This is a genomic window from Mucilaginibacter sp., assembly GCF_025359345.1.
Lineage (GTDB): Bacteria > Bacteroidota > Bacteroidia > Sphingobacteriales > Sphingobacteriaceae > Mucilaginibacter.
Genome location: NZ_JANYGQ010000033.1, coordinates 298,588 through 317,284, shown reverse-complemented (window position 1 = coordinate 317,284; position 18,697 = coordinate 298,588). Strand labels below are relative to the sequence as shown.

Annotated in this window: 16 protein-coding genes; 6 read left to right on the top strand and 10 right to left on the bottom strand. The window is 43.1% G+C overall.

The window, feature by feature from the left end:
- Positions 1-10: 10 nt before the first annotated feature.
- Positions 11-574, bottom strand: coding sequence for a dihydrofolate reductase family protein (locus tag Q0R52_RS23860; RefSeq protein WP_295799581.1), 564 nt, complete (start codon positions 572-574; stop codon positions 11-13).
- Between the two features lie 1,034 nt (positions 575-1,608).
- Here Q0R52_RS23860 and Q0R52_RS23855 point away from each other — a divergent pair.
- On the top strand, positions 1,609-4,146 hold the full coding sequence (locus Q0R52_RS23855) for a WG repeat-containing protein (protein WP_295799578.1): 2,538 nt from the start codon (positions 1,609-1,611) through the stop codon (positions 4,144-4,146).
- Positions 4,147-4,714: 568 nt separating this feature from the next.
- Here the strand turns inward: Q0R52_RS23855 and Q0R52_RS23850 are convergent.
- Together Q0R52_RS23850 and Q0R52_RS23845 are read right to left on the bottom strand one after the other, a co-directional pair.
- A complete protein-coding gene (locus Q0R52_RS23850) occupies positions 4,715-4,891 on the bottom strand; it encodes a DUF3606 domain-containing protein (protein WP_295799575.1) in 177 nt (58 codons plus the stop codon).
- Positions 4,892-4,900: 9 nt separating this feature from the next.
- A complete protein-coding gene (locus Q0R52_RS23845; protein ID WP_295799572.1) occupies positions 4,901-5,068 on the bottom strand; it encodes a hypothetical protein in 168 nt (55 codons plus the stop codon).
- 209 nt (positions 5,069-5,277) lie between these two features.
- Between Q0R52_RS23845 and Q0R52_RS23840 the strand changes: the two genes are divergently transcribed.
- Entirely contained in the window at positions 5,278-5,721 is a 444-nt protein-coding gene (locus tag Q0R52_RS23840; protein WP_295799569.1) for an SMI1/KNR4 family protein, read from the top strand.
- A 158-nt stretch (positions 5,722-5,879) separates the two neighbouring features.
- Here Q0R52_RS23840 and Q0R52_RS23835 read toward each other — a convergent pair whose 3' ends face one another.
- Together Q0R52_RS23835 and Q0R52_RS23830 are read right to left on the bottom strand one after the other, a co-directional pair.
- Entirely contained in the window at positions 5,880-7,763 is a 1,884-nt protein-coding gene (locus Q0R52_RS23835; RefSeq protein WP_295799567.1) for a DUF4435 domain-containing protein, read from the bottom strand.
- A gap of 158 nt (positions 7,764-7,921) precedes the next feature.
- A complete protein-coding gene (locus Q0R52_RS23830; RefSeq protein ID WP_295799565.1) occupies positions 7,922-8,239 on the bottom strand; it encodes an SHOCT domain-containing protein in 318 nt (105 codons plus the stop codon).
- A 750-nt stretch (positions 8,240-8,989) separates the two neighbouring features.
- On the opposite strand from Q0R52_RS23830, the gene ileS reads away from it, so the two are divergent.
- The 4 genes from ileS (at position 8,990) to Q0R52_RS23810 (ending at position 14,077) form a co-directional block, all read left to right on the top strand.
- Positions 8,990-12,370, top strand: a complete 3,381-nt coding sequence (gene ileS, locus Q0R52_RS23825; protein ID WP_295799616.1) for an isoleucine--tRNA ligase — start codon at positions 8,990-8,992, stop codon at positions 12,368-12,370.
- Positions 12,371-12,754, top strand: coding sequence for a TraR/DksA C4-type zinc finger protein (locus Q0R52_RS23820; protein ID WP_252791147.1), 384 nt, complete (start codon positions 12,371-12,373; stop codon positions 12,752-12,754).
- Entirely contained in the window at positions 12,755-13,360 is a 606-nt protein-coding gene (locus tag Q0R52_RS23815; protein ID WP_295799560.1) for a lipoprotein signal peptidase, read from the top strand.
- A 93-nt stretch (positions 13,361-13,453) separates the two neighbouring features.
- Entirely contained in the window at positions 13,454-14,077 is a 624-nt protein-coding gene (locus tag Q0R52_RS23810; protein ID WP_295799557.1) for a LysE family transporter, read from the top strand.
- Between the two features lie 19 nt (positions 14,078-14,096).
- Here Q0R52_RS23810 and Q0R52_RS23805 read toward each other — a convergent pair whose 3' ends face one another.
- From Q0R52_RS23805 to Q0R52_RS23785, 5 genes are all read right to left on the bottom strand, one after another.
- Positions 14,097-14,504, bottom strand: a complete 408-nt coding sequence (locus Q0R52_RS23805) for a hypothetical protein (RefSeq protein ID WP_295799555.1) — start codon at positions 14,502-14,504, stop codon at positions 14,097-14,099.
- Positions 14,505-14,609: 105 nt separating this feature from the next.
- The gene (locus Q0R52_RS23800; RefSeq protein WP_295799551.1) at positions 14,610-15,662 is read right to left on the bottom strand and encodes a DUF2157 domain-containing protein; all 1,053 of its coding nucleotides are present in this window, start codon (positions 15,660-15,662) and stop codon (positions 14,610-14,612) included.
- A gap of 239 nt (positions 15,663-15,901) precedes the next feature.
- Positions 15,902-16,834, bottom strand: a complete 933-nt coding sequence (locus Q0R52_RS23795) for a bifunctional riboflavin kinase/FAD synthetase (protein ID WP_295799549.1) — start codon at positions 16,832-16,834, stop codon at positions 15,902-15,904.
- 71 nt (positions 16,835-16,905) lie between these two features.
- Positions 16,906-17,625, bottom strand: coding sequence for a tRNA pseudouridine(55) synthase TruB (gene truB / locus Q0R52_RS23790; protein ID WP_295799546.1), 720 nt, complete (start codon positions 17,623-17,625; stop codon positions 16,906-16,908).
- Positions 17,626-17,736: 111 nt separating this feature from the next.
- A complete protein-coding gene (locus tag Q0R52_RS23785) occupies positions 17,737-18,609 on the bottom strand; it encodes a 1,4-dihydroxy-6-naphthoate synthase (RefSeq protein ID WP_295799543.1) in 873 nt (290 codons plus the stop codon).
- Between the last annotated feature and the right edge of the window lie 88 nt (positions 18,610-18,697).

Genomic DNA, 18,697 nt, shown 5'->3' with positions numbered 1-18,697 from the left:
CCCACGCTGATCACCTCACCGGCACATATTCCAGGATAAGAACGCCGTTCGTGATCACAGAGTGTTTAAGCTCAAATTTCTTTAATTCCCGGTTGTCATCAAAGATCTTCAATCCGCCGCCGACCGAAAGCGGATATACCATCAGCCGCAACTCGTCGACCAGGTCGTGGTGGATCAGGGCCTTTACCAGCGTGGCACTCCCATAAACCAGGATATCGCCCCCCTCGGTCTCCTTAAGGGCGGAGACATCTTTGGCCACGTCGCGAAGAATATGGCTGTTGTTCCACTCCGCTTTTTCAAGGCTCCGGGACACCACATTTTTCGGGTACCGGTTGATGGGGTCGGCAAAAGCGTTACCGGCCTGGCCCGGCCAGTAACCGGCGAACTGTTCATACGTGTTTTTACCCAGCAACAAGGCGTCAACGCTGGCAAGCTCTTTAATCTTGTAATCCCCTGTTCCCGGTGCCTTATGGCCCGCTTGCCAACCGCCATGAGGATGAGGGGTTTCATCGCCACCCGGCGCCTCTACAACACCATCAAGCGTGATGAATTCGGTTACGATAATTTTTCGCATAATTCTTTTTTCGTAAAGGTAGCGCACGCAGTTTGCTCAAAACGGGGGAGAAAGAGACATCGCGAGGGGGCGGTCGCGCCAGAAGACCGGGATTTATTTTCTGTCCCCGCAGGGTCGCTCGACAGAGGACTCTGCGGCGGGTTTGCAGAAATTTATGAATTAGAAAAAACTTATACAATTATTGTGATCAGCTATTTTACTTTCCATGCACGTAAAGCGTTCCATTTTTACACGCGGAACACCCGGAATAAAACGGAACGTGCTGATTATCAAACATGTTCAATTTTTCACTTTTGAAACACCCTGATAATCAGCGATTTGATTTAGGGTTTACAGGCAGGGTTTACAGTACACCCCGGAACATTGGTAATTTGCTGATATCCAAAATATTATAAAAATAAAGGGCTTTACATCTGTAAACCCGCCGGGATTTACAGAACGTATAACGGTGTTGCCTGTTTAACTGAATGATATAGGGCCAGGCGTCCCGTATTTGTGCCATCCTGGAAAAGTTTACACTTTGTGATATGCTTTGGCCGTCAATTTGGATCTTTGTAACACCATAGGCACGGCACATGTTGTAGCCCCGGATTTTAATCCGGGGTGCCCAGGCAAATCATCGAAGAAAGTGCCATCGGCACGGCCCATATTTGTACGAATTTCTATCAATGACCAAATACCGGCATCGACTATACGCAAGCAAAGCGTTCCATTTTTACACACGGAACACCCGGAACGCCGTGAAACATGCTGATTATCAGGTGTTTTATTTTTGCGAAACAGCTAAATAAATGTTTCCGCAGTTGTTGCTGTCGTCACCAACAACCGACGATGCTTGTATTTTACAGAATGCCGCATCATTGTCCGCGACTTTTTGCACACCATGCGGGTTATCGCACGTTGCTTAACCAAACCAACATGGACATCAAATGCCAAAACCAAACAGATCCGCATGCAATGCAACTTTCGTCCGCCTGTAGAATACAGTTTAAATTAGATATTTTAGCGCCGTTAAAATATACGCGCTAACCAGTATGAAATATTTTCTGATAATCCCGCTTTTCTTTCTTTCTGCTATTGTAAAAGCGCAAGTTCCCCCAACCAGGGAAATCCGCGGTGATATAGGCGATATAAGTATCCCCGTTCCGGAGTCATCAGGTTCCAAAGGTGCAGGATATTATCAAAAGGACGGCAAATATGGCTTTGTAAACCCGGAAGGCGTAAAGCAGGCGGCTATTTACGATAAACTTAACTTTAGTTCAAACGGCTTTATCATCCAGAAAGATAAGCTTTATGGCATCGCAGACAAAAAGGGCCAGGTATTAGGGACCATCGGGTATGATAGCGTAGGAACGGCCAATGAAACAGCTTATATCGTCAAGAAAAAGAACAAATATGGAACTGTTTCGACTGCCGGCGATAAGATCCTTTCGATAAAATACGACAAAATACTGGCCGTGACCAATTTCGTTTCATTTGTACAATCTGCGGACGGGCACGTACAAATGATTTTCAACGAGCAGGAAAAAGCGTTTGCGCCTCAAATATCGTCTGCTGTAATTTACGCAAATTTAGTAGTCATAAAAGCCAACGGCAAATTTGGCGCTGTAAAAAAACAGTTGGTTGTGCCCTTAAATTACGACAGCGTGTTTGTTTCAGGTGCGCAGGTCAACACCGTTAGCTCACGGCTTAACGCGCGGACAAAGCCGCTTGTTAAAAGATATTCGCAGATCGATAAATCCAATAATTTCAAAACAGTTACAGTGCTTACTGTGCAAAACGGCAATAAGTACGGGCTCGCGGATAGTGATGGCGCCATTATTTATCCTCCGGAGAACGACGCCGTATTCAACCAGGAGATGTACAGGTACTTTACGGTAAAAAAAGGCAATTTGTTTGGGATATATTTTATAAACAGTAAGCAAAAAACCGGGATAGAGTTTGACAGAGTTTATGCAGATGGCCTGGGGTATGTGATGGCCAACAAAAACCAAAAAGGGGGTGTGTTTGATCTCCAGGGAAAGCAGCTCGTTCCGTTTGAATACGATCCCGAATTCATCATGCAATACAATTTTGGCTTTGGGGTGAAAAAAAACAAAAAGAAGGGTATTGTAAGTAAAAACGGCGTGGTATTAGTGCCGGCCATTTACGACGATGTGGACACATTTTATGAAAATGGATTGACCGACTTTATCAAAGTAAGAGTTGACGGAAAAGCAGGGATTGTCAACTTGAAAGGAGAAATCATCATTCCGGTAATTTTTGAATGGATTGGTGAGGAAAAAGGGCTTTTTAAAGTGGTAACACCCCAAAAAAAATTCGGGCTCTATGACAAAACGGGCAAAGTCATTATTCCGGCAGAATACCTGTGGATTATCGACAGTGACACAAAAAATAGCAATATCATTGTGCTGAAAAAGGAGGATAAATCCTATAACTTTTTGAATAAGAGCACCAGGCAAATTCTTCTCAAAGAAAATGTAAGCGGTTATGGCTATGTGCTCAACCAGGATGGTTTATTAAATCCGTTTAGTTCATCCCGTAAGTATTTACTATTTGTTAAAGGCAAAAACGGAAAGCTTGGCATGTTAAACGAGGTTACCGGGGTGCTTGATATTCCAATGATGTATGACGACATTATACAGCGATTGGATGGCGGAAAGCATATTTATTTTAGCGTAAGGAACGGGAAAAAATACGGCTTAATAGACGACGGGAACAGGCAGGTAATTCCATTACAGTATGACGCTGTCAGTATCGACCTGATGTATCCTGGTGATGGTCAGCGGTCAGATCCGGCCTATTCGGTTGTGGTAGCCAAAGGCAATAAATACGGTACTGTAAATTTTGACAACCAAACGGTGATCCCGTGTCAGTATACAGGTCTTCAGCGCATTTCAGGCAGCGGCTTGTTTAAAGCTAAAGTTGGTAACTATTACCAGGTTATTAATGCAAAAAACGAGGTTATCAGTAAAGGGCCGTTTGATGAAGTGGCCAACTTTGAAACAGTTCGCGAATCGGCCTACTCAAGTGAGCGAAAGTACCAGGCACTTACCTTTTACAAAGGAAAGATGCGGGTAATTGATGATAAAGGAAGATTTATCACCCCCGAAGTTGCAATGCTTCCGCATAACGGCTATAAAACTTTTGATGAGCTGAAATGGGCGCTGGTAGCCGCTTTGGACAGCAAGGATAATGCGTTGCTAAAAGATTTTGCTGAAAAAATAGCGCCATCTGAACATATTCTTTTTTACCTGAAAGAAAATCCCTTTACTAAAAAAGCACTTGAAAACACGGACATCAATACTATAAAGGAAAAGTATTATACCGACCTGTTAGGGTTTAAAATGAGCGACTGGAATCAAACTTCAGGATTCGCATACAAGCGAACCTCGCTCACCGGGGTGACAGATTATACAAGATACGATGAAGGTTTTGTGACGAACGCCAGGCGGGAAGACCCGGCATTTGGCGACGCGCGCCTTATGGAAAGGTTATTGCGTGACGCATTTAAAATAAATGGCTACTGGATCAGCTCCTATTTTATGCAAGGTAATTTTAACAGGCGCTAATCCGCTGTCCGTAATATTACTCTTCGCTGCAACGCGGTCGACCTATACGCTGGCCACAAGCCTGGATTCTTGCGGCATCGTAAGAAGAAAAAATCGCTTGCCGCAGCATGGGGCGGTAAAGAGGGACGAGAAAAAAATAAAAAAATTCCCCTTCCCTCTTTTTGCTTGCAAAAGAGAGGGTGGTCCAGCGAAGCGTCGACCGGGTGAGTCCTCTCGAAGCGGCGTTAACGATGTTTGTGTTCCTGCCGTTGTTGATTTTTCTATTTCGCAGAATACCGCATAATTGTCTGCAACTTTTTGCACACCATGCAGATGACGCAAAAACTAAAACACCATGAAATTCTTAGAGGTAAGTAAGGAACTAAAGCTTTTAGATAGCAGAAAGTCACTCGTGGCAGCAGGGGGTATATTATAAACAGATTTGAAAACCATAAACGGGCAACTACAACCTGTGTATTGCCAATCATAAATAGACGGTAACCTCAAGTCGAAAGTCTTGAATTTTAAGTCAGAAAAGACAAGAATTCGACTATTGACTTCCGACTAAAGACTCCCGACTTAACACAATTTACGGTTTCTTCAACTGTTTTTTCACTGCCTCAAACGAGTCTCCCACCTCGGCAACGGCCGCCAGTAATTTAACTTTCGTAGTATTCAGTTCCTGCATCCAGTAGCCTACCGCATAGTCATCACTAATATCAATGCTCCTCGTATCCGGCATGGGGACTTTCCTTTTAACTTCCATCGGCCGAAATTACACTTTATGCGGGTCACCCAATGGGTTTTCTGCCTGTTTTATTAACGCCGCCTCGCTTGCCGAAGGGATGTGCTTTTCAGTTTGATCCGGCACCGGGGTGTTCATACCATCATTCAAAGGCGCAGGTACTATCCGCTTCCTTTTTGGTTTTCCTGGTTTTTCCATTGTTTATTGAGGACTGTCCCTGGTTCATCAGCATTATTTCGGCAGAAAGGGGTGATAACTCGCCTGTATAAGCAAAAATAGGGTGTTTTGTTTGCGGAGTGCTAATATTCTGCCGCTGTGGATGTCATCACTAATAACCGACGTTTTTTGTATTTTGCAGGATGCCGCATGCTTGCACACTATACCGGTTACGCAACAACTAAAATACCATGAAATTCTTAGAAGTAAGTAAGGAATCAACGGAGACCGAATTAAAGGAAGTTGAAAACCAATTGGGTATTTCGTTTACCAACGATTTTAAGGAGCACTATATGGAGTATAATGGTGGATGTCCTGTTAAGCGGTTCTTCCTATGGGACGACGGTGCTAAAACAAGAATAAATCATTTTTTTTCCATCAAATACAAAGGTTTTAGCCAATTAGAGGATGCATATGATGATTTATTGATTACGGAGCAGATACTACCGGTGGGGTTTTTACCCTTTGCAGCAGATGATGGCGGCGATTTGTTCTGCGTTTCAACATTGCCAGGCTCTTACAATGAAGTGTTTTTTTGCGACATGCATCATTATGATGATGAAGTAATTGAAAATTGTGTTACGCTGGTATCTAGATCCTTTAAAGATTTTATTGACAATTTAGTTGATGAATAAATGAACAACGTAGGCCACTTATTAGCAAATTTGGCTACTTAAACGCGGGCCACCCTGATAAATCGGGGCGACAGCGGATGAAAAGATTCCATGTGGTAGCATGGGATGCCGCATGATTGTTTGCTGCTTTTTGTACATCATGTAGATTAGAAGAAAGTTTATGCTGTTAATTCGGAAGGAAAATATTTTAAAAGTAGTCTATGAGTAGTGCCGTCGAATTGAAGCAACTTTATAGCCCTGTCAGTAAAATCTGTAATTTTAAAATGTCTTTCAACATATATATTTATGCTTTTATTATTATAGACACATATAGCCATTTTGTAATTATTTGATTTGACGATATTGCTCAATTCCTCAACCCTCTTTTCATAGGACTCTTTTATTTTCATTTCACCCGTGAATTTTGAAAAATTAGCTTCTAAGTTTTCGAGAGAATTTCCTTTTATAACATTTGAATCCTTAAAGTAATAGTCCATGCGACTAGAAACAAAATTTGCCGCCTGAATTTCCTTTTTCGCATTCAAATCTTTCAAAATATCTTTTTTTATACTATCAATTGCCTCTGAATTCACCATAAGATTCGATGCAAGTTTTTTCAAGAAATCTTCATCAAGCAAAAGATTTTCTACTTCTGCAACGCTGAAATGGTACACGGAATTTAATCTTAGCTTGGAGAGTCTTTCCGTTGGATGATGGTCAGAATCTATTAATCCAATTGCTTTGATATTGGTATTGGGTATTTTGTTAAATGCTTTTGTATGGCTAATTACTTCAAAGCAGCCTCCCACAGGAGTTATCGTATAGTTAGGAAATAAAATATTATAAACTTTCTCATCGATTTTACCTTTTTCGCCTTCACAAAAAAGCACATTTTTACGGCTTCCTAGTAATTCCATTAATAACGACTCGGGAAGTTCATTTTCAGGAATTACCTCCATGTCCCACTTATCTGGAAAGAAATACGATTTTATCCATATCTTTTTTGCTGTTATGCGACTTGTTGCAAAATCTAAATCATGAGTTAAATAAATAAAAATGCAATCTCCTCGCTGATTTTCAAGACTATCCCATAATTTATTAAGAATTGTTTTGTGCAGGTACATTTCCGGCTCATCGACTATAACAAACCCATCTCTAGGAGCCTGAAGAACCTGTGCTATTAAAAATAGCATTACCTTTTCCCCATCGCTCATTTGTACAGAAGGATAACGGCTACCGTTATCCAAAGCTACCATGATATTCATGCCATCTTTACATTCAATTTTCCTATGTGAAATTAAAGAATTCCATATATCGATAGTTTTGTCAAGGTTAGACTTTGAAGGCGGCGGTATTTGCTCTCCTTTTAGCGCCAATTCTTGTGCCTCTATTCTATAATTATTGCTTAGAAGATTATTTTCTGAGATTAAATTTTTTAAGAGAATTTCAAACTCGGTTTGTAGAGCTGCAATATTCTCGTGATTTTTATTTGATTTATCTCGAACCTGAACAGCCTTTAAATCATTTAATGTATTAGAATAATTATTGACAGAGTTGAATGTCGGAACCAGTAAGATTCTTTGAGCTGATATTACAACTCCATTATCGGCCATAAACTCCTTAAACTTATTAGAAATTGAAGTTTTGCCACTACCATTAGCTCCTACCACGACCACATTATTGTTAAAAAAATTCAACTTTTTAAAAAACTCCAATTTAAAGTTAAGGGCTTTAAAAATTTCCTCAAGCTCACGCTTATGGTTATATAATTCTTGAACAATGTGTCTCTCATTCCCAAAGACAAAATCATTAGATGGCTGACCTCTGTAAGGCAGATAATTAAATGATAGTTGGATATCCTCTCTGAATTGATTTAAATAATTTATCTTATAGTCTTCTTTAGCCACTGTATCAATTAGACATTTCAAAAAATAATTAATTTCGTCATAAAAGTCAAGAAGTTTCTCGTCAGATTTTGCGTCGATGGCAATCTTGCGTGTGACTAAATATTCATCTTTCGCTTTTTCAACAAATTCTATGAAATTTTCAGTTTTCTCATTCATTTATATTTTTTTTTAATAATGATACCTAAAAGCAACTATGCGTTCGTTCAAGTAAGCCCGCGTTAAGGTAATCTTGACAGAGTTTTATAAAAGATGCCTGTTAATCGTCACAAACCGACGTTGATAAAGTGTAATCTTAAAGTCAGTCGACCAAAAATTCACCTCCCCAATATCTGCGCTTTCTTATAATTATACTCCGCTTCCGTTATCGCTCCGCTATCCAATAGCTGCTTATATTTCTGCAGTTCATCCGCAGCAGACTGGGGTGGAAAACCGTAAAACTGCTGGTCCTCTATCTTGCGGGTGCAGTATACTATCAGTATACCTATAATACCCAGGAACAAGCCTAATAATAAACCGCCCGCTGAACCAATAGTGCGTTTCGCCCCTGCATAGTATCCCCACGCAGCAAAGCCAAACCAACCTCCAAATACAATTAAGATTAAAATAATTTCAGGTGCGCCAAGACCTCCCATAATGTGTTAAAGTTTAAGTTTTATAAATTGATTTTCAGGTTTTTGAAGGTAAGAATATTTTTTGATAGTTGATAAGCACATTTATCGAACGTGCGTCGGCATGTCACCCTGAGGTACTCGAAGGGATATGCCTTGTAACGATATAATCGTAAGCTACTGATTACCAATAACAAACCTCACCTACTTATCCATACCTTTGTGGGTTTCCGTCAGCAGAGAAGCTTCGGGCAAAAGCCGAAAAAACTGCAGGCCTAAAGCGCCGGGCAGGGCATAGGAAATTTTTGCATTACAGGGTCTGCGCCAGAACGGGTCATCCGGCAAAAAGATTCCAGCCCGCAGTTTTTTCGGCTTTGTGCGTGAGAGGCCTAGTGCGCAAAGAAGCATTTCTGCTGACTTGATTTTTTGGTTACTTTTTTATCAAGAAAAAAGTAACAGCCACCGCGGCAATTGAGCGGGTGAACATTAAGTTCTAAGAAGGAATAAAAATTCAAAGCTACCCGGACGTCATTGTGCGCGTGCTTAGTAAGGCGTAAAGGCCACTGCGCTCATGCTTCCCTTCGATAAACTCAGGACAGGCTTGTGCCTCGGCATGACACCCGGTAGCCATTTCTTGTATTGAGTACCTGTACACACCAAACCAATCTTTACGTCATTTCAACATCCAAACCGCCAAATAATGCTTATTATCATACTATTTTCCACAAAATTCCCTATTTTTGCAACCTCTAAAAATTGAGGTGGAATTTACTGATGTACAAGGAATATAAGCAGTTAAACTTATCGCAGACAGGCAAGGATGTACTGGAGTTCTGGAAACAGAACGACATCTTTGAAAAAAGCATCAGCAGTCGCCCGGCCACAAACCCTTATACTTTTTACGAGGGGCCGCCGTCTGCAAATGGCATGCCCGGCATTCACCACGTAATGGCGCGTGCCATAAAGGATATTTTTTGCCGTTACAAAACCATTAAGGGCTACCAGGTAAAGCGCAAAGGCGGCTGGGACACCCACGGCCTGCCTATTGAGCTGGCTGTTGAAAAGGCATTGGGCATCACCAAGGATGATATTGGCAAAAAGATTTCGGTAAAGGATTATAACGACGCCTGCCGCAAGGAGGTGATGCGCTATACCGACATCTGGAACGACCTTACCGAAAAAATGGGCTACTGGGTAGACCTGGAGAACCCCTACATCACCTACAAAAATGAATACATCGAGTCGCTTTGGTGGATACTGAAAGAGTTTCATACCAAGGGCTTATTATACAAAGGTTATACCGTTCAGCCGTATTCGCCAAAATCGGGCACCGGCCTAAGCTCGCACGAGCTTAACCAGCCGGGAACCTATAAAATGGTGAAGGATACCTCCATCACCGCACAGTTTAAGGTTAAAAGGGATAAGGATTCGGAGTTTTTGTTTGAAAACATCACCAGCGACCTTTTCATATTAGCCTGGACGACCACCCCGTGGACACTCCCGGCAAACTGTGCACTTGCCGTTGGCGAAAAAATAGACTACGTAAAAATAAGCACCTTCAATCCCTATACTTTTTTACCGGTAACGGTAGTACTGGCTAAGGATTTGGTGGGCAAGCACTTTAAGGCCGAAGGCGAAAACGCTTCGTTTGCCGATTATAAAGGTGGCGATAAAATTATCCCCTGGGAAGTAAAAGGCACTTATAAAGGCTCCGAGTTTTTAGGCCTGCATTATTACCAGTTGATGCCTTACGTTATCAATGAGGACTTAGAGAAAAACGCCTTCCGCGTTATCCCTGCCGACTTTGTAACTACCGAAGACGGTACCGGCATCGTGCACACGGCCTCTGTTTTTGGTTCGGACGACTTCCGGGCCTGTAAGGAAAACAACGTGCCATCGGTAATGGTGAAGGACGAGTTTGGCAAAGATGTACCGCTGGTAAACAAGCAGGGCCGTTTTGTGGATGAGGTTACCGATTTCGCCGGTCGTTATGTTAAAGAAGAATATTACAGCAAAGAAGAACGCGAAGCTGAAGGGTTTAAGGCTACCGATGTATTGATATCGATAAAGCTGAAAACCGAAAACAAGGCATTCGACGTAAAAAAATACGAGCACAGCTACCCGCACTCGTGGCGCAGCGACGAGCCGATTTTATACTACCCGCTGGATAGCTGGTTTATCCGCACCACTGCCGTTAAGGACAAAATGGTGGCGCTCAACAAAACCATCAACTGGAAACCTGAATCAACCGGTACAGGCCGCTTTGGCAACTGGCTGGAAAATTTGGTGGATTGGAACTTGTCGCGCTCACGGTATTGGGGCACTCCGCTGCCTATCTGGCGCGAGGAAAACGGCGGCGAGGAATTGTGTATCGGTTCGATTGCCGATTTAAATAACGAGATTGAAAAATCGATAAAGGCTGGTTTAATGCCCGAAAGCTTTAAGCTGGACGATTTGCACAGGCCATATGTGGATGATGTAATATTAGTTTCATCAACCGGCACACCAATGTACCGTGAGCCCGACCTGATTGACGTTTGGTTCGACAGCGGCGCCATGCCGTATGCGCAATGGCATTTCCCTTTCGAAAATAAAGAAGCGTTTAAGAATGCCTACCCGGCCGATTTCATCGCCGAAGGTGTTGACCAAACCCGCGGCTGGTTTTTCACCCTGCATGCCATTGCGGTAATGCTGAGCGAAACCAGCGACGAGGTAAAAGCCATCAATGCCGAAGTTGGCAATGGCGGCGTTGCGTTTAAAAACGTAATCTCGAACGGTTTGGTGCTGGATAAAAATGGCAACAAAATGTCAAAACGCCTGGGTAATGGCGTCGACCCGTTTGAAACCATAGAAAAATTTGGCGCCGACGCACCGCGCTGGTACATGATCAGCAATGCCGCACCATGGGACAACCTGAAGTTTAATGCTGACGGTATTGACGAGGTAAGGCGCAAGTTTTTCGGCACACTGTACAACACGTATACATTCTTTGTAATGTATGCCAACATCGATAAGTTTACTTACAGCGAGGCAGAAATTGCAATAACCGGCAGGCCCGAAATTGACCAGTGGATCATCAGCCTGCTGAATACCCTGAGCAAGGAGGTGGACGCATTTTACGCTGATTTTGAGCCAACTAAAGCAGCCCGCGCCATACAGGATTTTGTGGATGCGCATTTAAGCAACTGGTACGTTCGGTTAAGCCGCCGCCGTTTCTGGCGTTCGGATAATTCGGATGATAAGCTGTCGGCCTACCAAACGCTGTACACTTGTTTAACTACCGTTGCAAAATTGATGTCGCCAATTGCGCCGTTTTTTGCGGAGCGCTTGTATACCGATTTAAACAGCATTACCAAAAAAGAAGCTTTTGAATCTGTCCACCTGGCTTACTTCCCCGAATATCACGCAGATTTAGTAAACGCCGGACTGGAAGAACGCATGCAGATGGCGCAGGATATATCGTCGCTGGTGTTGTCGCTGCGTAAAAAGGTAGGTATCAACGTAAGGCAGCCATTGAGCAAAATTTTACTGCCGATACTCGACAAAAAATTTAAAGGCCAGATTGAACAGGTTAAGGATTTGATATTATCCGAAACCAATATAAAAGGCATTGAATACATAACCGATACCGCCGGCTTTATCAAAAAGAAGATAAAACCAAACTTTAAAGCGCTTGGCGTAAAAGTTGGCAAGGATATGAAGATTGTGGCAGAAGCGATAGGCAATTTAAGCCAGGATGATATTGCAAAGCTGGAAGATAATGGCGACTTATTGCTGCCGACCCAGCATTTGATAAACCTGACCGACGTTGAAATTATAGCAGAAGATGTTCCGGGATGGCAAGTTGCAAATTTAGGCAAACTAACCGTGGCTTTAGATGTTACCATAACCGACGAACTGAAACAGGAAGGACTTTCCCGCGAGTTCATAAACCGGGTACAGAATCTGCGTAAGGAGAAGGGATTTGAAGTTACGGATAAGATAAATGTTAGAGTCAAATGCGACGAAACTTTATGGGAAGCCATAAATAATAATTTATCCTATATTTGCGCCGAAATTCTGGCAGACACCATTGTGCTTGATAATGAGCTAACTGAGGGTGAACCCGTGGAGATTGATGGAAATGAAATTTTGATAGCTATTAGTAAAATTTAAATGAAACAAGAAAACGAAAAAACAAGGTACTCTGAGTCAGACCTGCAGGAATTTAAGACGCTTCTGCTTGATAAATTACGCAGCGCAAAAGAAGAGCTGAATGCACTTGCAACCTCTTTGAGTTCACCTAACGCAAACGGAACCGACGATACTGCCGGTACTTATAAAACCCTGGAAGATGGGTCGGCTACGCTGGAGAAGGAACAAATAAACCAACTGGCTGCACGCCAGAAAAAGTTTATAGAGCAATTGGAAGCTGCCCTGGTACGCATTGAAAACAAAACTTATGGCGTTTGCCGCGAAACCGGTAAGCTTATCCCTAAAGAGCGTTTACGTGCTGTACCTCATACTACTTTGAGTATGGAAGCAAAATTAAAGCAATAAATGAAGGCGGTTTACTTAAAACCTTTTCTTGTAGCTGCTATTATTGTGTTGGTTGACCAGGTGATAAAAACCTGGGTACGCACACATATGGATTTTAACTCCGAAATCCACTTTATGGGCCAGCATGGTATGCTGCGCTATACCGAAAACAACGGCATGGCCTTTGGCTGGGAGCTGGGCGGCAAAGTTGGCAAACTTGCACTCACATTGTTTCGCATAGTTGCCGTTTGCGGCATAGGTTATGGCCTTGTCCACTTAATAAAGCATAAATACCATCGCGGCCTCATCATGTGCGTTGCACTGATATTTGCCGGTGCACTGGGTAATATTATCGACTCCACCTTTTATGGCCTGCTATACCAAAACGGTCATATATTTGAAGGCCGGGTAGTTGATATGTTTTACTTCCCGTTATTTAAAGGCACCTATCCATCCTGGGTTCCGGTATGGGGTAATCAGCACTTCGAGTTTTTTGAGCCGATATTTAACCTTGCCGATGCATCTATCTCAGTGGGCGTAATTGCCATACTGATATTTCAGAAACGCTACTTTAAGCGCGAAGTGCCCGAAGTGGCCAGCCCGAATAGCGAGATGGAGGAAGTTTGAATTTAGTCGATAGTCTTGAGTCGTAAGTCCAGAGTCAAATTTGGTTCTTTTTGACTTACGACTCAAGACTCCTGACTTAAGACTATTTTTCAAATGATATTTCTAACATTCTTCATCGGTGTAATAGCAAACTTTATCGGTTATGTGCCGCCTGGCAACATTAACCTTGCCCTCGTTAAAATAACCATCAACCGTGGCTTTAAACAGGCCATGATGTTTATCATATCCTTCTCCGCTGTCGAATTCTTTTTCACCTTGTTTATTATGCACGCCGCCAAATGGCTCGCCACGCAGGTTAAACTGGATATGGTAATTGATTGGATTATGCTGGTATTGTTTACCTTGCTGGGGACTATAACGTGGATAAACCGCAACAAACCACCCAAAGCAAATTACTCCGAGCGCGCAAGTATACGGTACGGCATCATACTGGGTATTGTAAACCCGGTGCAAATACCCTTCTGGATGATAACAGGCACCTATCTGATCACCCATGAATGGATTGTAGCCGGGCAAATAGCATTAATAATTTTCAGTGTTGGCGCCGCCGCCGGGGCGTTTTTGGCGCTGTTTATGTACGCCAAGTTTGCACAATATATTCAAAGCAAATTTGCCTTAAGCACCAAACTGATTAATACCAGTATCGCGATTTTGTTTTTTGCATTCGCAGGGTACCAGGTGGTGAAGCAGGTTTATTTGGTGTTTTTTAAGCACTAATAATCTCGCTTATTAATTGTTAATCGACCGTCCTGGTCAACATCAATTCGAAATTTTGCCTGGTGTCTAACAAAATAATGTCTTTCTTATTCCCCTTTATACAATAACTTGAAATATATTTCAGGTTCCCCTTTATAAAACCACTGCGTTGTTTTTTTCCGCTGAATTTAAACGATAGCCGGCTGCTTTTTAATGACCATGCAAGGTATGTAGTTGGCCCATTACCTTCGGCGCCTATAATTACGCCTTGACCATTTTTATAAAATCTTATCAGGGAACATGCATTACATTGCCCCCACAATACACGGCCTTTATCATCGACATTGCCAAATCCTGTAATCATCCATTCACCGATAAGTATGCTGTCCTTTTCGATTGGCTTATAAATGGGTTTAGATTGATAAATTGGCACTAATGCGAATGCCAAAATTGTTAATAAAGTCGTGGTTTTAATCATAACTATCTGACGGATTGAGTAAGGTTTAGTTTAGCGCGGCAAACAACTTATTCAACTCAATCAACCTAATCCATTTCAATCAACCACCACCCTGCTCCTAAAATTCCAAATCTTCTCCGCTTTTCTCCCAATCAGCCAAAAGGAAGCACCCAAAATAGCGAAGAACAAGGCCTTATTGGTGTGTTCCCAAAAATACTCGAAGTATTTGGTGTAGATGAAAATAAGCAGGAACGTAATTCCAAACTCGCGGGCAATGACATCTTTGGTTTTTAAGCCCAGCAGTAAAAATCCAGCTGCTACCACCGCCGAAATAATGCCCCAATAAAATAAGCTGATTTGTTTAATATGCCACCAGGTATCCAAATTGCCCAGGTTGCCAAAAACGCTCAGCATCCAAAGCGATAAAAACATATACAGCATGCCAACAACATAGGTAAGCTCCCAAAACAGCGCAAACCATTTGCGGTTCTTAAGCAGGTAAATAGCGGTTAAACAAACCAGGCCGAACAGCACAAAGCGCAGCGGGTAATTCATCCCCAAAAAGTAATCGGCCCAGTGGGTTTGATAGCCAGTCTCGGTGCCGAACCAACTGCCCAGCGATACCAGTGCGAACAACCATATCAACCGCGACTCCAAACGGTACGCCAGAACCCCGTAAACAAATATGGATAGCAAAAATAAGAGTGAATAGTGCCCAGAGCCGTTATCAAATGTTTTACCCAGGTAGGCTATACAACAGGCGGTCGACAGCACCCCACTAAAAACTATCGCTTCATTGCTGAATACTTTTTCAGGATATTTCTTCTCCCAGCGCCTGCCGAAATAAAACAACACCGCAGCCAAAACACCGGTTGCTATGCTTATAACAATATCAGGGGTATAATAAAGGCTTTTTAGCCACGCAATAACTTTATCATCAATAATCAGCGAGCCTACGGCTATAAACCCGCAGGCCAGCGCTATCCAAAATGAATATTTCGCCAGCCGCATCCAGTCGAAGCCTTTCACATCATACGAATCGCGGAGCTTACCGGCAGCGCCGGCATCAATCAAATGCTCATCTTCCCAGTGCTGTATGGCACGGTTCAAAAATTCGCTTTCTTGTTTATCCAGGTTAAGTTTGGCCATAGGCGGAGTCCGTGGTTCATGGTTAGTAGAACTAAAACGGTAAATGTAAGGTAGTTATTTTAATACAAGTATGATAATGAAGTTGTTTTATAAAGCGTCTCCCGTTTTGTCATTGCGAGCGAGGAACGAGCGCGGCAACCGCGAACAATACAGAGCGGACAGAAAGGTGGGTAACTTGCATTGGCGGTTGTGCACGGCGTGCGGTTGCCGCGCTGCGCTCGCAATGACAAGTTTTTTTACTACTCACTTCCTAAAAGCGCTTCCACATCCAATTTATCTTTCCTTATCTGCTCCTTAAGCGCTTCCAGCGAATCAAACTTCATATCGTCGCGCACAAAGTTGTAAAACTCCATGCGGATCTGCTGGTTATATATCTCCCTGTCGAAATCAAAAATATTAACCTCGATGTTACGGCGGGTACCGTTAATGGTTGGCCGGGTGCCTATGTAGGCCATGCCGTCGTAAACTTCACCATCAATTTTCACCCTTACGGCAAAAATCCCATCCAGCGGCACCAGCTTGTATTTTTCGCCGATGACAATATTGGCTGTTGGATAGCCAATGGTACGGCCCAACTGGTCGCCGCGCACCACCCTGCCGGTTATAAAAAACGGGTAGCTCAAAAAAGTATGGGCAAGCTCAATGGCGCCATTCAGCAGCGCCTCACGAACGCGGGTGGAGCTGATGGCAACCTCGTAAATATCCTGCTCGGGTATTTCAACCACGTCGAAACCATAAACTGGACCGAGCCGCTGCAAATCTGCAAGACCACCCTGCCTGTCTTTACCAAAGCGGTGGTCATAACCAATCACAATTTTTTTTGTGCCGATTTTGTTCACCAGCACCTCACGTATATATTCCTCGGGAGACTGGTTGGAGAAATCGCGCGAAAACGGCGTAATAATCAAATGGTCGATACCCAATTCTTCCAGCATTTCTGCTTTTTCGTCGATGGTATTAATCATTTTGATGCTTTCGTCTTCCGGGTGCAAAATCATCCGCGGATGCGGAAAAAAGGTAAGTAGCACCGTTTCGCCGCCGGTTTCGGCAGCAAGCTGTTTTAAATCCGCAATAATTTTACGGTGACCGGTATGCACGCCGTCAAATGTGCCGATAGTGACAACGGCGTTGTTCAGGCGGGTAAATTCGTCAATATTATGATAGATCTTCATTGTTGTCAGTTCACAAAGATACTTTTGATTTCCAGTTTGAGTTGCCCGGTTTTAGATTTGTTACGAATAACCTATTCAGGTATAACAGATGCCGCCTTTAGTTCGCGTATGGTATTCACTAATTCCATCACTTCCCAGGCATCGTCAACATTATAGTCCCCGCTACGTGTGCGCCTTAATTTTGAAAGATAGGCTCCATTGTTCAGCGCTTTCCCAAAATCGTTTACCAACGAACGGATATAAGTACCCTTGCTGCACACCACCCTGAAGCTTACTTCAGGCAAAGCAATACTAGTAATTTCAAATTCAGTAATAGTAACTGTACGCAGGCGCAGTTCAACATCCTCACCCCTGCGGGCTTTTTCATATAACCGTTCGCCATCAATCTTAATAGCAGAGTGCGCCGGTGGGTACTGGCCAATTTCGCCGATAAACTGCGCACAGGCTGCTTTTATTTGCTCTTCGGTAATATTGTTGATGTCGAATTTCTGGTCGGCTTCGGTTTCCATATCGTATGACGGCGTGGTTTCGCCCAAAATCATAGTGCCGGTATATTCCTTTTCCTGAGCCTGGAAGGTATCGATCTGCTTGGTCATTTTTCCGGTACAGATAATAAGCAGGCCTGTTGCCAATGGGTCGAGCGTGCCCGCATGGCCCACCTTTAATTTTAACGGTTTAAATGAGTTGCGGATTTTGCCGACAACATCAAAGCTGGTCCAGTTGTAAGGCTTGTTAACCAATAACAGCTCGCCTTCGGCAAATTCGTCTATGTTTTTGTAAGTTGATTTCATTTATTATGATTACACCGATTAGCTGCAGACCATGATTAAAGGATTAGAGGATTTCTTGATGCCAGTGCCTATTAATTTGCTTCCATCAAGACAATCCTTGAATCAAGCGAATCATGGTTCAGACAAAAATATGCCTTCCTTCACTTCCGGGATTAGCTTATTTTCCAGCGCTTTATCAAACAGTATCCGTACCGCCTTTTTTCCTTCGGCGCCCAAATCTACGGAATACTTATTTACATACAGCTCAATGTGCTTGTACATCACTTCTTCGCTCATTTCCTGGGCATGCGAGCGGATAAACTCAAGTCCCGATTTTGGGTTTTCAAAAGCAAACTCAACCGAGCGGCGTATAACGCGATTTATTTTATGCTGAACATCCAACGGTAGCCGGCGATTTGCAACGATGCCACCCAGCGGGATGGCGCACCCGGTCTGCTTTTCCCAGTAATCCCCCAGATCGATAATTTTTTTGAGGCCCTTATCCTGGTAAGTAAAGCGGTTTTCGTGGATGATCAGGCCAACATCAACCCTGCCTTCCAGCACAGCATCTTCGATATCTGAAAATACCAATTCAACTTTGTTGGTGGCGTTTGGGAAGGCTGTGCCCAATAAAAAATTGGCAGTGGTGTATTTACCGGGGATGCCGATTAAAGGATTTCGGATTTCGGATTTACCATTTCGAATTTCTCCCTTTTCCAAATCCGAAATCGAAATTTCGACATCCGAAATTAGTAACGGTCCTACCCCAAAACCCAGCGCGCTTCCTGCATCCAGCAAAACGTATCTATCTGTCACATACGCAAAAGCATGGTAGCTCAGCTTGGTAATATCCAGCTCGCCAACCATGGCTTTTTGGTTGAGGGTCTCCACATCATCATAAAACACGTCGAACTCAAGTCCTTCAGTGTCAATTTTATGATGGATCATCGCATCAAAAATAAAGGTATCGTTTGGGCAGGGCGAAAAGCCGAGGGATAGTTTCATAATTTAAACAAGTAAACTATGTCATTGCGAGGAACGAAGCAATCGCATACTATACAGAGCGGACGTGCAAAGTTCGCGATTGCTTCGT